Origin of the sequence: Paralysiella testudinis (genome assembly GCF_016894345.1) — a bacterium.
GTDB classification, from domain to species: Bacteria; Pseudomonadota; Gammaproteobacteria; order Burkholderiales; family Neisseriaceae; genus Paralysiella; species Paralysiella testudinis.
In genome coordinates this window covers 2,298,332-2,312,057 of record NZ_CP069798.1, presented here as the reverse complement: position 1 = coordinate 2,312,057, position 13,726 = coordinate 2,298,332, and the positions used below count along the sequence as shown (strand labels likewise).

10 protein-coding genes and 1 pseudogene are annotated in these 13,726 nt (G+C 58.3%); 9 read left to right on the top strand and 2 right to left on the bottom strand.

All coding sequences use genetic code 11. The features are described 5' to 3' along the window. The first annotated feature begins 61 nt into the window (after positions 1–61). From JQU52_RS11830 to JQU52_RS11820, 3 genes are read left to right on the top strand one after another with little or no spacing between them, the layout of a single operon-like run. Positions 62–652 carry a LemA family protein gene (locus tag JQU52_RS11830; protein ID WP_230338684.1) on the top strand — a complete coding sequence of 197 codons (591 nt, stop codon included), beginning with the start codon at positions 62–64 and terminating at the stop codon, positions 650–652. A 12-nt stretch (positions 653–664) separates the two neighbouring features. Further along, the gene (locus tag JQU52_RS11825; protein ID WP_230338683.1) at positions 665–2,623 is read left to right on the top strand and encodes a M48 family metallopeptidase; all 1,959 of its coding nucleotides are present in this window, start codon (positions 665–667) and stop codon (positions 2,621–2,623) included. Between the two features lie 22 nt (positions 2,624–2,645). Next, on the top strand, positions 2,646–2,966 hold the full coding sequence (locus JQU52_RS11820) for a hypothetical protein (RefSeq protein WP_230338682.1): 321 nt from the start codon (positions 2,646–2,648) through the stop codon (positions 2,964–2,966). 373 nt (positions 2,967–3,339) lie between these two features. Here the strand turns inward: JQU52_RS11820 and smc are convergent, their stop codons facing one another. Further along, the gene (gene smc, locus JQU52_RS11815) at positions 3,340–6,825 is read right to left on the bottom strand and encodes a chromosome segregation protein SMC (RefSeq protein WP_230338681.1); all 3,486 of its coding nucleotides are present in this window, start codon (positions 6,823–6,825) and stop codon (positions 3,340–3,342) included. A gap of 46 nt (positions 6,826–6,871) precedes the next feature. Between smc and JQU52_RS11810 the strand changes: the two are divergent. Continuing rightward, positions 6,872–6,984, top strand: a pseudogene (locus JQU52_RS11810) (IS5/IS1182 family transposase); the annotation flags it as partial. Positions 6,985–7,003: 19 nt separating this feature from the next. Here the strand turns inward: JQU52_RS11810 and cueR are convergent. Beyond that, positions 7,004–7,417: a Cu(I)-responsive transcriptional regulator gene (cueR, locus tag JQU52_RS11805; RefSeq protein WP_230338680.1), complete on the bottom strand. Its 414-nt coding sequence runs from the start codon at positions 7,415–7,417 to the stop codon at positions 7,004–7,006. A gap of 571 nt (positions 7,418–7,988) precedes the next feature. On the opposite strand from cueR, the gene JQU52_RS11800 reads away from it, so the two are divergent. The 5 genes from JQU52_RS11800 (at position 7,989) to JQU52_RS11780 (ending at position 13,705) form a co-directional block, all read left to right on the top strand. Beyond that, the gene (locus tag JQU52_RS11800; protein WP_230338679.1) at positions 7,989–8,198 is read left to right on the top strand and encodes a heavy-metal-associated domain-containing protein; all 210 of its coding nucleotides are present in this window, start codon (positions 7,989–7,991) and stop codon (positions 8,196–8,198) included. 76 nt (positions 8,199–8,274) lie between these two features. Continuing rightward, complete coding sequence (locus tag JQU52_RS11795; RefSeq protein ID WP_230338678.1) at positions 8,275–10,443, top strand: heavy metal translocating P-type ATPase; 2,169 nt, start codon at positions 8,275–8,277, stop codon at positions 10,441–10,443. Positions 10,444–10,589: 146 nt separating this feature from the next. Next, positions 10,590–11,210 (top strand): 2-polyprenyl-3-methyl-6-methoxy-1,4-benzoquinone monooxygenase, encoded by a 621-nt coding sequence (gene coq7 / locus JQU52_RS11790; RefSeq protein WP_230340575.1) that lies wholly within the window; start codon positions 10,590–10,592, stop codon positions 11,208–11,210. A 396-nt stretch (positions 11,211–11,606) separates the two neighbouring features. Next, positions 11,607–12,791, top strand: a complete 1,185-nt coding sequence (locus JQU52_RS11785; RefSeq protein ID WP_230338677.1) for an acetylornithine/succinyldiaminopimelate transaminase — start codon at positions 11,607–11,609, stop codon at positions 12,789–12,791. Positions 12,792–13,018: 227 nt separating this feature from the next. After that, positions 13,019–13,705 (top strand): Sir2 family NAD-dependent protein deacetylase, encoded by a 687-nt coding sequence (locus JQU52_RS11780; RefSeq protein ID WP_230338676.1) that lies wholly within the window; start codon positions 13,019–13,021, stop codon positions 13,703–13,705. The last annotated feature ends 21 nt before the right edge of the window (positions 13,706–13,726 follow it).

The following is a 13,726-nucleotide window of genomic DNA, read 5'->3' as shown; positions in this document are numbered from 1 at the left end:
GAAACAAATAAAGTGCATCATTTCAATTTATCGCAGTATTTTGATTAAAAAGGAGCAGACAATGGGCTGGTTGATGGCATTACTGATTTTGGCGCTGTTGGTGGGCGTGCCGGTGCTGGTGTACAACAAATTGGTGGCAGCTAAAAACCAATACCAAAATGCGTTTGCGCAAATCGAAGTGCAGCTCAAACGCCGCCATGATTTGATTCCCAATCTGGTGGAAGCGGCCAAGGCCTACTTGAGCCATGAAAACCAAACCTTGGTGGCGGTAACGCAGGCGCGCAATGCGGCGGTGGCGGCATTGCAGGCGGCGCATGCCGCACCGCAAAATCCGGCCGCGCTGGCGGCGCTGGTGGGCAGTGAAAATCAGCTCTTGCAAGCGCTGAAAGGGCTGAATGTGCAATTGGAAGCTTATCCGGAATTGCAGGCCAATGAAAACATCAAACAGCTGAGCGAAGAAATCGCCAGCACCGAAAACCGCGTGTCGTTTGCCCGCCAAGCCTACAACGATGCGGTGATGGGCTACAACACCACGCGCCAATCGTTCCCCTATGTGGTGCTGGCCGGTTTTTTCGGCCACAAGCAAGATGCGGCGCTGCTGCAGTTTGCCGACAGCGAAACCATCCAAAACAGCCCCAAAGTGTCGTTTTAAGGCGGGCGGCGTATGCGCTTTTTTGAGCATCAGGCACAAGCGCGCCGTTGGAGCCGCCGCTTGGTGTGGCTGTATCTGGCCGCGGTGGTGGTGATGGTGGTGCTCACCACTTTGTTGTTGGCCTTAAGCCTGCCATGGTGGCGTGTGCCGCCGGAGCAGGCTTGGCTGTGGCGGCGCTCGGCGGCGTTTTTCGGCTGGTCGGCCTTTGCCGTGGTGGTGTTGGTGTTGGGCGGTACGGTGTATAAGCTGCACAAACTCAGCCGTGGCGGCACGGTGGTGGCCGAAGAATTGGGCGGCCAGCGCCTGTTGGCCGCCAATGCCGATGCGGCGCAGCGCCGTTTGCTCAATGTGGTGGAAGAAATGGCCTTGGCCGCCGGCTTGCCGCTGCCACGGGTGTATGTGCTGCCTGAATACGGCATCAACGCCTTTGCCGCCGGGCTGCATCGGCGCGATGCGGTAATCGGCATTACCCAAGGTGCGCTGCAAGCGCTTAACCGCGATGAATTGCAAGCGGTGGTGGCGCATGAATTCAGCCATATTCTCAATGGCGATATGCGCCTGAATATGCACCTCACCGGCTTGTTGCACGGCTTGATGATGATTGGCTTGGTGGGGCATTGGCTGGTGCTGGGGCCGCGGCGTAGCCACAAAGTGCGTGAAGAAGACGATGCGGCACAAGGCTGGTTTGTATTTGGCTGGTTTGGTGTGCTATTGGGTTTGGGCTTAATGGTGTTGGGCGGCGTGGGCACCCTGCTGGCCGGATGGATACAGGCTGCGGTGAGCCGCCAGCGCGAATACTTGGCCGACGCTTCGGCGGTGCAGTTCACGCGCCAAAAAGACGGCTTGGTGGGTGCTTTGCACAAAATCGGCAGCCGCCAAAAGCAGCATTGGTATGCTTGGCAGGCCAACGAATATGCCCACTTTATGTTTGATGCGGTAAACGAAGACGATTGGCTCACCCGCTTGAGTGCCACCCATCCGCCCACACTCAAACGCATTGCGCGGCTGGATGCCCAAGCGGCGCGGCAGCTGGCTACTGAATTGGCGCGTGCAGAAACGGGCACGGGCGCGGAAGGCTATCGCGGCTGGCTGGGCTTTGGCAGCAGTGACAATGGCGGCGATGGCCAGCCCTTGCAGTCGCCCTGGTTGCAACCGCTGGGCGAAATGCCGCCGCCGCTGCAAACGGCAGAGCAGCGCGTGCTTGATGAGGTGATGCGCATCCATCCCGAACACATGGCCTATGCCGCTTGGCTGCGCCAAAGCCTGCCTGCGGCGTGGTATACCGCCAGCCAAGATGCCGAGCAGGCACAGGCCTTGTTGTGTGCCTTATTGCTATCGGCCGATGCCGCCGTGGCCGAGCGCCAGCAAACGGCGATTGCCAAACACCAATACGGCCTGTCTTTGCGCGTGGCCGCTTTGCAGGCGCGGCGGCAAGGCTTGCAAGCGGCGCACGCTTTGCCTTTGGTGGACTTGGCCTTGCCCGCCTTGGCCAGGCTGCCTGAAAGCGAGTGGCAAGCGCTGCAATCTTTGTTGAAACAACTGATGCTGGCCGACCAGACCTTGTCTTTGCACGAATGGTGCGTGTGGACGGTGCTGCAAGCCCATTTGCGTGCGCACCGCCATACGGCGGCGCTCACTTGGGCAGAAGGTGCTGCCGATGCGGCGCAAGTATTGGCTTGGGCGGTGTCGCTCAATGGCGATGGCCAACTTGCCGAGCAAGCCTATGCCCAAGCCGCCGCCGAATCGGCACTGCCGCCATCCGCACCGCCGCGCCGCTTGGCTGCTTTGCAAAGCGCACTTACCCGGCTGGACGGCTTGCCAATCGCCGATAAAGCACAGCTGTTACAAATGGTGCTCAACGCCATTCAGGCCGATGGCCGCATTGATGTGGCCGAACGCGAGCTGATGCGCGCCATTGCCGCCAACCTGCGCTGCCCCATGCCGCCCTTGCTGGCACAAGTAGTACCCTAGCAGCAGTGTGAAAGCAGGTAGGGTGCGCATGGCGCACCCTACGATTCTGTTTGCCGCCACAATAAAAGGCTGCCTGAAAGCACCGCTTTGGCAAAGCGAAAGCATTTTCAGGCAGCCTTTTGTTGTGGCTGATGTATTGTTAGGCTTCGGCAAAAAACAAATCGCGGTAAACGGCGTAGCACATACGGCTTGCGGCTGGCCTAGGTACTCATCATCATTGCCATCGTATTCGGCAATCACATTGTCTTCGCTGATTACGGGCGGTGTGTATTGGTGGCGGAAGTCTTGCATTTTGGGTGTTCCCTTAATCAAAAATAAGCTTGAATTTTTGGTGGTGTCCTGAAAAGTATGCTGCTGAAAAAAAGCAAGATCCAGCAAGGTAAGAGTCATGGTGCAGGGAAATAAGAAACTATAGATAAACAGGGATTTTTCTGTTTCGCTTATGTAAATAATAGTCTTATTTTTTGCCTAAAATATAGGCAGCATACTTTTCAGGACACCACCGAATTTTTTAATGTCTGCAGTGATGCACTTATTTATATAAGGCTGCCTGAAACGCCTAATCTGTGCAGCAATGGTTTGCCGAATTAAGTTCGGCAATGATGGTTTTATATTTCAGGCAGCCTTGATACACAGATACGTTATTTCAGTTAATATGAAATCAACATTACAAAATTTAACACATCTTTTGATTTTTTAAAATATACCTAGCGCCTTTAGGCACTGTGCGCCATGCTCAGTGCCTGCTGGATGTCTACCGCTACAATGCGCGACACGCCTTTTTCCTGCATGGTAACGCCCACCAATTGCTCGGCCATTTCCATGGTGAGGCGGTTGTGGGAGATGTAGAGAAATTGGGTTTGCAGTGCCATTTCTTTGACCAGGTTGCAAAAGCGGCCGGTGTTGGCGTCGTCTAGCGGGGCGTCTACTTCGTCGAGCAGGCAGAAGGGGGCGGGGTTGAGGCTGAAGAGGGCAAACACCAAGCTCATGGCGGTGAGGGCTTTTTCGCCGCCGCTTAAGAGGTGGATGGTGCTGTTTTTCTTGCCCGGCGGGCGCGCCATAATCGATACCCCGGCGCTGAGTAAGTCGTCGCCCACCATAGTCAGGCTGGCTTCGCCGCCGCCAAACAGGGTGGGGAAGAAGGTTTGCACTTTGGCATTAACGGCATCAAAGGTGGTTTTGAAGCGGCTTTTGGTTTCTTCGTCGATTTGGGCGATGGCTTCTTGCAGCAAGGCCATGGCGGCTTCAACGTCGGCGCTTTGTTCGGCATAGTAGCGGCTGCGTTCATCGGCTTCGTTTAGTTCGTCGAGCGCAGCCAGGTTTACCGAGCCCAAGCCGTTGAGGCGTTGCGCCAGCTCGCCGATGTGTTGGCTGAGGGTTTGGGTGTCGGCTTGGGTGTGTGCGGCGGTGTGGGCCAGTGCTTCGGTGTCGGCTTGGCGTGCGTGCAGGTTGTCGTGAAAGCGCTTGGCGTTGAGCAGGGCTTCTTGTTGTTGCAGCAAGGCTTGTTGCACGGCTTCTTGGGCGGCGGGCAGTTGGTGGCTTACGGTTTGCTGCTGTTGGTATAGGGTTTGCTGTTGGCGCTGGGTGTGGTTGAGCTGGTTTTGGGCGGCCAGATAATGCTCGTTGGCCGCTTCGATTTGGCTGTTGAGCGTTTCCAGTGCGGTTTGTTGTTCGTCGCTGTGGCTGTCGTTTTCCCACGCCAAGGCCAGCTCGCTTTGGCGCTCTTGCCATTCTTCGCTTTGCTGCTCGGCGGCTTGCTGTTGCTGGGCGATGTGTTGGCGCTGCTGTTGCAGGCGGTGGGCGGCCATTTCGGCCAGACCGTGTTGGCGGCGGGCTTCCAATGCCGCCAATTGGGCTTGTTTGAGGGCTTGCTGTTGTTGTTGGTTGTTTTCATGCAAATCGTGTTGTTGCGCATCCAGCGTGGCCAAGGCTTCGGACAAGGTGTCGTTGTCGCCGGCGTTTTGGGCTTGGCTGTGTTGGTGTACGGCCAGCTCTTGTTCAATTTGCGCCAGCTCTTGGCGGATGTGTTCGCGCCGCAATTGGCCTTGGTTGGTGCGTGCCATCAATTCGGCGGCGTGGCTTAAGGCTGCCTGAAGCTGTTGTTGCTGTTGCTTGAGCTGGGTTTGGAGCTGGTGGCGCTGGGCGCTGGCGTTGTCGCAGGCGTTAACACAGCGTGCCAGTGCGGCGGCATTGGCGGCCAGCGGCGCTTCCAATTCGGCCGCGGCGGCGGCCAATTCGCTGATGCGCGCGCGGCGTTGCAATAGGTTGTCTTGGCTGTCGGCATGGTAGAGCACCACCCCGGCGCGGTCGACCCAGTGGCCTTCGGGGGTAATCCACGCTTGGTGGGCGGCCAATTGGCTTTGCTGTGCTAAGGCGTGTTCTAGATTGCTGGCGCAGCGGATGTGGCCCAGCCATTGCTGCAAGGCTGCCTGAAACGGGGCTTGGCTGCGGATGTGTTGGCACAGGCTGTCGGCGGCGCCGATTTCTTCGGCATGGCGGTGCGGATGCAGCCAGGCGGCGGCACCGGCGGGCAGGGGCTGGGGCGGGGTGAAGTGGTCGATATGGCGGGCTTGCAGGCGCTGGCCTAAGGCCACGGCCACGGCGTGGCGCCAGGCTTCGGCCACGTGGATGTGTTGCCACAGCGCCGGGGCTTCGGCATGGCCGGTGTGTTGCCAAAAATCTTGGCCGCTCTCGGCACTGGGCAACAGGGCTTGCAAGGCTTGGTGTTGCGCTTGGATGGCCACCAGCTGGTGTTGCTGTTGCTGCTGCTCGGCTTCGGTGTGTTGGCGTTGTTGTTGCCAGTGTGCCCACTGCGCTTCGCATTCGGCCAGCGCGTGCTCAAGCGTGGCTACTTCGGTTTGGCTGTGCTCGGCCGTGTGGCGGGCGGTGTCCAGCTCGGTGTCGGCGGGCAGGTTGAGGGCGGCCAGCTCGTGTTGTAGCCGCTGTTGGCGCTGGGCAAGCTGTTGCAGGCTGTGTTCGGCGTGGCGTTGCTGTTGCTGCTTGAGCGCCAATTCGCGTTGCAGGCGGTTGTGTTGATCTTGCTGGTTTTGCTGCACCAGTGCGGTGTGGTGGGCGCGTTGCTCCAGCTCGGGCAGCAAGGCTTCTTGTTCGGCCACTTGCATGGCCCATTCTTCTAAGGCGAGCTGTTGTTCTTCCAGCTGGATGTTGAGGGCTTCGGCTTCTTCGGCCAGTTGCTGTTGCTGCTGGTGCAGGCGTTGCAGCTGGCTTTGCGCTTGGGCTTTGTCGCGCTCGAAGCGCTGTTGGGTGAGCTGGCGGTGGCGGATTTGCTCTTCCAGCCGCGCCCATTGCTCGCGCAACAAGGCGCGTTGGTTGTTGTGTTCGTGTGCGTTTTGTTGCTGTGCCTGCTCGGTTTGCTGCAGGGTGTGGGCGGTTTCGGCCAATTCTTGCGCTTGGGCGGCAAGGTGGTCTTGTTGGCTTTTGTGTTGCTGATGGGCGGCGGTGGCGCTGTCGGCGGCGGCCAAGGCTTGCTGCCATTGTACATAGTCGAGCAAGTCTTGCTGTGCGGCCAGCTCGTCTTTAAGGCTGCGGTAGCGTTCGGCGGTTTTGGCTTGGCGTTGCAGTTTTTCCACTTGGCGGTCGAGCTCGCTTTGCAGGTCGGCCAGCCGTTGCAGGTGTTCGCGGGTGTCTTTGAGGCGGGTTTCGGTTTCGCGGCGGCGCTCTTTGTATTTGGATACGCCCGCGGCTTCTTCGATATAGGCGCGCAATTCTTCCGGGCGCGCTTCGATGATGCGCGAAATCATGCCCTGCTCAATCACGGCATAGCCGCGCGCGCCCACGCCGGTGCCGAGGAAAAGGTCGGTGATGTCGCGGCGGCGCACGGGCTGGTTGTTGATGTAGTAGCTGGATTCGCCTTGGCGGGTGAGCTGGCGCTTAATCGCCACTTCGGCGTATTGTCCCCATGCGCCTTGTAAGGTGCCGTCGTGGTTGTCGAACACCAGCTCCACGGCGGCGCGGGCAGCAGGGCGGCGGGTGGCGGCACCGTTGAAAATCACGTCTTGCATGCTTTCGCCGCGCAATTGCTTGGCCGAGGCTTCGCCCAGTACCCAGCGCACGGCGTCGATGACATTGCTTTTGCCGCAGCCGTTGGGGCCGATTACGGCCACCAGTTGGCCGGGCACGCTGATGGTGGTGGGGTCGACAAAAGATTTGAAACCGGAAAGTTTGATGTGGGTTAGGCGCATGAAAATCCAACAGGCTGCCTGAATGAAGGTTCAGGCAGCCTATATTTATAGTGGATTAAATTTGAATCAAGACAAGGCGGCGAGCCGCAGACAGTACACCTAGTACGGCAAGGCGAGACAACGCAGTATTGGTTCAAATTTAATTCACTATATTTAATGATAAAACAAAGGCGCTATTTTAACCCAGTTGGCCGCTTTTGGCTGTGTGTTCGTTAAGCTGCTCGATAATGGCGCAATCCGGGCTGTTGTTGCCATGACAGCGTGCGTGCCAGGCGGCCAAGGTGGTTTCCATGGCGCGCAGGCGGGCGATTTTTTGCTGCAAGGTGTGGATGTGTTCGCCCACCAAGGCTTTAACATCGGCGCTGGCACGGCTAGGGTTGTTGCGCAAGGCCAAAAGCTCGGCGATTTGCGCCAGCGAAAAGTCTACTTCGCGTGCGTGTTTGATGAAATGCAGGGTGTCGATGTGTTCGGCGGTGTATTGGCGATAGCCGTTGGCACCGCGCTCAGGTGCGGCAATCAGCCCGGCTTGTTCGTAATCGCGGATGGTTTTGCTGCTTAAGCCGGTGATGTGGGCGGCTTGGCTGATGTTCATGGGGATTACTCTGTGTGCAAATTTGATTAGGGCTTGACTTTAACATAAGGTAAAGGTTTATGCTGTGACAACTTACTTATTGAAGTTACGCGTTTACTTATCAAAGGCTGCCTGAAATGCAAAACCGTCATTGCCGAACTTGATTTGTCAATCGACTGGCAAGCTGTGAAATGAAACGGGTTATTTAAAAATAGAATGTGTTTTTGTATTCGTTTCTTATCGTTTTACTTTGCGCTTCATGGCCGCGCGGCCACTTACTTTTCTTTGCTTCGCTCACGCGAAGCGCACCTACGGCGAGCAAAGTAAGCAAAAGAAAGGCGACCCCGGTTGCAGGTTTGGCTACGCCAAACTGCCCTCACTACACATGGTTTTGGCGGCGGGCGCTAGTCGCTGCGCTTCGGACCGCCCTTATTTCCGCCAAAACCACGTTTCGTTCGGCTGCGCCAAGGGGAAGGCTGCACAGATTTTTCGTTTCAGGCAGCTTAAATAAAATAGTGTGTAAATGGCTGTGTTTTATACGAATGCGTATCTTCAGTTACTTATCCAGACTCAGAAAATCAAGGAGCCAATCATGCAAAACATCACATTAACTATCGGTGGCATGACTTGCCAAGGCTGTGCCAATGGCGTGAGCCGGGCGCTGAAGTCGGTGGCCGGAGTAGAGCAAGTGCAGGTGGATTTGGCCGCACACCGCGCCGAAGTGGCGTTTGATGCGACACAAACCAACACCGCCGCGCTGATTGAAGCGGTGGAAGATGTCGGATTCGAGGCATCGCTTTAAAACGGCTTTCAGGCAGCCTGGGTATACAAGGGCTGCCTGAAAACCAGTAATACCCATTGCATTAAGGACGCCCATCATGGAACAAAAAATCCGCTTCCATATCGACGGCATGACTTGCCAAGCCTGTGCCAGCCGCATTGAAAAAGTGCTGCACAAAAAAGCCGCGGTGCTGGAAGCCGGGGTGAATTTTGCCGGAGAAGAAGCGCAAGTGCGTTTCGATCCCGCCCAAACCGATGCCGCCACCATTGCCGCGTGGATTGATAAAGCCGGTTTCAAGGCGGTGCCGCTGGCCGACAACGCCGCCGTGGCGGCGCCCGAAGCCGTGCATGCGCCGTGGCGTTTGTGGCTGTTGCTGCTGATTAGCTTGCCGTTTGCGCTGGGCATGGTGGGGATGATGTTGGGGCAGCATCAGTGGATGTTGCCGCCGTTGTGGCAATTTGTGCTCGCCAGTGTGGTGCAGCTGGGCTTGGCGTGGCCGTTTTACCGCGGCGCATGGGCGTCTATCAAGGGCGGTTTGGCCAATATGGATGTGCTGGTGAGCTTGGGCACGCTGGCGATTTGGGCGTATTCGAGCTGGATGTTGGTGCGCCACGGCAACAGCCATGAAGCGCTCAACCACCTTTATTTTGAAGCCGGGGTGATGGTGATTGCCTTTGTGTCGTTGGGCAAATTTTTGGAAATGCGCACCAAAAAGCAAAGCCTCAACAGCTTGGGGCTGTTGCTGCAACTCACCCCGCGCCGCGTGCAAAAACACATCAACGGCCAGTGGCAAACGGTGGCGCTGGACAGCGTAGCGGTGGGCGACTTATTGCAAGCGCGACACGGCGAGCGCATCGCGGCTGATGGTGTGATTGACAGCGGCCAAGCTTGGTTTGACGAAAGCCATTTAACCGGCGAATCCAAGCCCTTGCTCAAACAAGCGGGCGATACCGTGCTGGCCGGTGCTTTAAACACCGATGGCAGCGTGGCCTACCGCGCCCGCGCTTTGGGGCAGCAAACCCTATTGGGCGACATGATGCAGGCATTGGCCGAAGCGCAAGGCAGCAAAGCGCCGATTGCCCGCGTGGCCGACAAGGTGGCGGCGGTGTTTGTGCCGGTGGTGGTGGCCATTGCCGTGCTCACGTTTATCGCCACATTTTGGCTTTCAGGCAGCCTAGACAGCGCCATCACCCATGCAGTGGCGGTGCTGGTGATTGCCTGCCCGTGCGCCTTGGGGCTGGCCACGCCGGCGGCGGTGATGGTGGGCATGGGCAAAGCCGCGCGTTATGGCGTGTGGTTTAAAGACGCCGCCGCGCTGGAGCAAACCAGCCGCGTGAATACCGTGGTGCTGGACAAAACCGGCACCCTCACCCGCGGCCAGCCCGAAGTGGTGGCACTGTGGCAGCCGCCGCAAACGCGTTTTGATGCCGCCGAATTATGGCGCATGGCCGCGGCGGTGGAAGCGCAGGCCAACCATCCCTTGGCGCAAGCGGTGGTGCAAGCAGCGCTTGCGCGCGGCATTGCGGTGGAAGCAGCCGAACACAGCCGCAATGAAGTAGGACAGGGCATGGCCGCCACCGTGGCCGGAGTGGGCGAAGTGAAAGTGGGGCGGCCGTCGTTTTGCGGCATCACGCTGCCTGAAAGCCTGCTGGCCGACCCGCAATGGCACAGCGCCAGCGTGGTGGCGGTGGCCGCCAACGGCGAGGCTGTGGGTGCGTTTGCCGTGGCCGATGCGCTGAAAGACGATTCCGCCGCGGCGGTGCACCGCTTGCAACAACAAGGCATTGCCGTGCACATCATGAGCGGCGACCATCTTGGCGTAGTGGCGCATGTGGCGCAGCAGCTGGGCATTGTGGATTATCAAGCCGGCATGAGCCCGCGCGACAAAGCGCAGGCGGTGCAAGCGCTGATGGCACAAGGCCGAGTGGTGGCGATGGTGGGCGACGGTGTCAACGATGCCCCGGCACTGGCCGCTGCCGATGTGGGCTTTGCCATGCACGGCGGTGCCGACGCCGCCACCCACACCGCCGCCGTGACGCTGATGCGCCATTCGGTAGACCAAGTGGCCGATGCGCTAAGCCTCGCGCGCGCCACCCTGCGCAACATCAAGCAAAACCTGTTTTTCGCCTTTTTCTACAATGTGCTCGGCATTCCGCTGGCCGCCATCGGCCTGCTCAGCCCGGTGATTGCCGGCGCGGCCATGGCCTTAAGCTCTATTTCGGTGTTGGGCAATGCTTTGCGGCTGCGGGGCAGCAAGTTGGATTGAGATGGGATACGCATTCCACTCTATTTGGCAAGGCTGCCTGAATATTTCAGGTAGCCTCGCTGCCGGCCGTATTGCACTGCCGCAAACCAGAACAGAATTGCTATAATCGCGTATTGCCAAACCGGCTTCAAGGAACCCTAATCATGTTGGCCGATAAATTCATCACCCATTTCGACACCGCCTTGCGCACCCTGTTTGCCCAAGCGCATTCGCAGCGTCCGCATCCGGATGCGGGGCTAGACGAAGCCGAATTGAGCGCGGCGGAAAAACAGCATGCGCTGGGGTTGATGCGGGTGAACCATGTGGGCGAAGTGTGCGCCCAGGCGCTGTACCAAGGGCAGGCGCTGACCGCGCGCGACCACAGCAATAAGCAGGCGCTGGCGCACGCAGCACAAGAAGAAGTGGAACACTTGGCTTGGACGGCGCAACGCGTGCGTGAATTGGGCGGGCGCACCAGCGTGCTCAACCCTTTGTGGTACGCCTCTTCGTTTGCGGTGGGCGTGGGCGCCGGTTTGCTGGGCGATAAATGGAATTTGGGCTTTTTGGAAGAAACCGAGCACCAAGTGAGCGCCCATTTGGACAGCCATTTGCAGGCCTTGCCCGCCCAAGACGCCAAAAGCCGTGCCATTGTGGCGCAAATGAAAAGCGACGAATTACAACACGCGCACATGGCGCACGATTTCGGCGCCGCCGCCTTGCCGCTGCCGGTAAAACAACTGATGGCCTTGTCGTCTAAAGTGATGACCACCATCAGCTACCGCATTTAATCCACAGGCTACCTGAAAGGCTTTTGGCTGCGCAAAAGCCTTATTTTAGCTTTGCAAAAACTGCATTTTAGCTTCGCAGAAACTTCGGTTTCGTCGCTCCTGCGCAGGCAGGAGCCCAGTCTGAAGCACCGCTTCAGTTCGTTTGTTAAACGGTGTGATGAAATTAAATCTTTCAGTGAATTGATTTAATTTATCAATATTTTCCAAAGTATCGGCAACAAGCAAAGCGCTGCTTTGCACTGGGCACCTGCCTGCGCAGGTGCGACGGGTGCGTTAGCGTACAAGTTTCAGGCAGCCTTTATTAAAGATGGCACGCCGTAAAATACACCACCCGCACCAAACCATAAACCCATACCAAAACCATTATTCCTGCCACTCACCAACGAAAGCCACACCATGCAAAACCGCCTCACCCCCAATTTCGCCTTTGCCGATATGGTGCCCGACCACGCGCTGGGCAGCCGTGTGTGGAGCACCGAGGGTCGGGAATACATCGATTTGGCCGGCGGCATTGCCGTGAACGCATTGGGGCATTGCCATCCGGCGCTGGTGGCCGCGCTTACCGCGCAGGCGCACAAATTGTGGCATGTGTCCAACCTCTACACCACCGAAGCCGCACAAGCCTTGGCACAGCGGCTCACCGAACACAGCTTTGCCGACAAGGTGTTTTTTTGCAACTCCGGTGCTGAAGCCAATGAAGCGGCGTTTAAGCTGGCGCGCAAATACGCCCGCGACCACGCCGGCGCACACAAACACGAAATCATCGCCTGCACCAATGCCTTTCACGGGCGCACCCTGTTTACCGTGTCGGTGGGCGGCCAGCCCAAATACAGTGCCGACTTCGCGCCACTGCCCGCCGGCATCACCCATATTCCGTTTAACGACGTGGCCGCCTTGCGTGCCGCCATCGGCCCGCAGACCTGCGCGGTGGTGGTGGAGCCGATTCAAGGCGAAAGCGGCGTATTGCCCGCCAGTGCCGAATTCTTGCAAGCCGCCCGTGCGCTGTGCGATGAGCACAACGCCTTGCTGGTGTTGGATGAAGTGCAAACCGGCATTGGCCGCACCGGCAAGCTGTTTGCGTATGAACATTACGGCGTAGAGCCCGATATCCTCACCAGCGCCAAAGCCTTGGGCGGCGGCTTTCCCATCGGTGCCATGCTCGCCAGCGAGCGCGTGGCCGCCAGCCTGAGCGTGGGCAGCCATGGCAGCACCTTTGGCGGCAACCCGCTGGCCTGTGCTGTGGCCTGCGCCGCTTTCGATATCATCAACCAGCCGCACACGCTGGCACAGGTGGCGGCGCAAGGGCAAAAGCTTCAGGCAGCCTTGCGCCAGCTGGGCGAGCGCAGCGGTGTGTTTGCACAGGTGCGCGGCCAAGGCTTGTTGATTGGCGCCGTGCTGGCCGAGCCCTACCAAGGCCGTGCGGGCGAATTGGTGGCCGCCGCGCTGCAACACGGATTGATGGTGCTGGTGGCCGGGCCGAATGTGTTGCGCTTGGCGCCGAGCTTATTATTGAACGATGAAGATTTAGACGCAGGCATGGCACGCTTGCGCGCAGCCGTGGCGGATTTTCAGGTAGCCTGAGTCGGTATCAGGTATCAGGTGTCGGGAATCAGGTTTCAGGTGTCGGGAATCAGGTTTCAGGTTTCAGTCAATACCTCTCCACGTCGCACCCGCGTAGGCGGGTGCCCAGTGCAAAGCAGCGCTTTGCTTGTTGATGGATTATTTAAAATATTGACAAATCAATTATTTTTAAAAATTGCGCATAGGATGCGCCTTGGCGCATCACCCGTTTGAAAAAGGTTATTGATATGCCCAAACACAATATTGTGGTGCTCACCGGCGCCGGCATCAGCGCCGACAGCGGCTTGCAAACTTTTCGCGACAGCAACGGCCTGTGGGAAGGGCATAAAGTGGAAGAAGTGGCCACCCCGCAGGCGTTTGCGCGCAATCCGCAAATGGTGTTGGATTTTTACAATGCCCGCCGCCGCCAGCTGCAAACGGTGGCGCCCAATGCCGCCCATTTGGCACTGGCGCGGCTGGCCGATTACCACCATGTGCGCATCATCACCCAAAATGTCGACAATCTGCACGAGCGTGCCGGCAGCCGCGAAGTGCTGCATTTGCATGGCGAGCTCACCAAATTGCGCAGCACGGCGGATGAGCATGACATTATTGACTGGACGGGCGACCAAACCTTGGCTGATGTGGACGCACACGGCCACCGCCTGCGCCCGCACATTGTTTGGTTTGGCGAGCCGGTGCCGCTGATTGAAACCGCTGCCGATTGGGTATCGCAAGCCGACAAAGTATTGGTGGTGGGCACTTCGATGAAAGTGTATCCGGCGGCCGGATTGCTGCAATACGCGCCGTGGCAGGCCGAATGCTATCTGGTCGACCCCAATCCGCCCAGCGGCTTAAAGGGTGTAGAAGTGATTGCCGAGCGCGCCAAAGACGGCGTGCCGCCCTTGGTGGCGCGGCTGATTCAGGCAGCCTGAATCGGGTGTCAGGTGTCGGAA

Bases quoted from the DNA above. Each gene is read 5' to 3' on its own strand.
- JQU52_RS11830 (WP_230338684.1), top strand. From the start codon at position 62: ATGGGCTGGTTGATGGCATTACTGATTTTGGCGCTGTTGGTGGGCGTG.
- JQU52_RS11825 (WP_230338683.1), top strand. From the start codon at position 665: ATGCGCTTTTTTGAGCATCAGGCACAAGCGCGCCGTTGGAGCCGCCGC.
- smc (WP_230338681.1), bottom strand. From the start codon at position 6,825: ATGCGCCTAACCCACATCAAACTTTCCGGTTTCAAATCTTTTGTCGAC.
- cueR (WP_230338680.1), bottom strand. From the start codon at position 7,417: ATGAACATCAGCCAAGCCGCCCACATCACCGGCTTAAGCAGCAAAACC.
- JQU52_RS11800 (WP_230338679.1), top strand. From the start codon at position 7,989: ATGCAAAACATCACATTAACTATCGGTGGCATGACTTGCCAAGGCTGT.
- JQU52_RS11795 (WP_230338678.1), top strand. From the start codon at position 8,275: ATGGAACAAAAAATCCGCTTCCATATCGACGGCATGACTTGCCAAGCC.
- JQU52_RS11785 (WP_230338677.1), top strand. From the start codon at position 11,607: ATGCAAAACCGCCTCACCCCCAATTTCGCCTTTGCCGATATGGTGCCC.
- JQU52_RS11780 (WP_230338676.1), top strand. From the start codon at position 13,019: ATGCCCAAACACAATATTGTGGTGCTCACCGGCGCCGGCATCAGCGCC.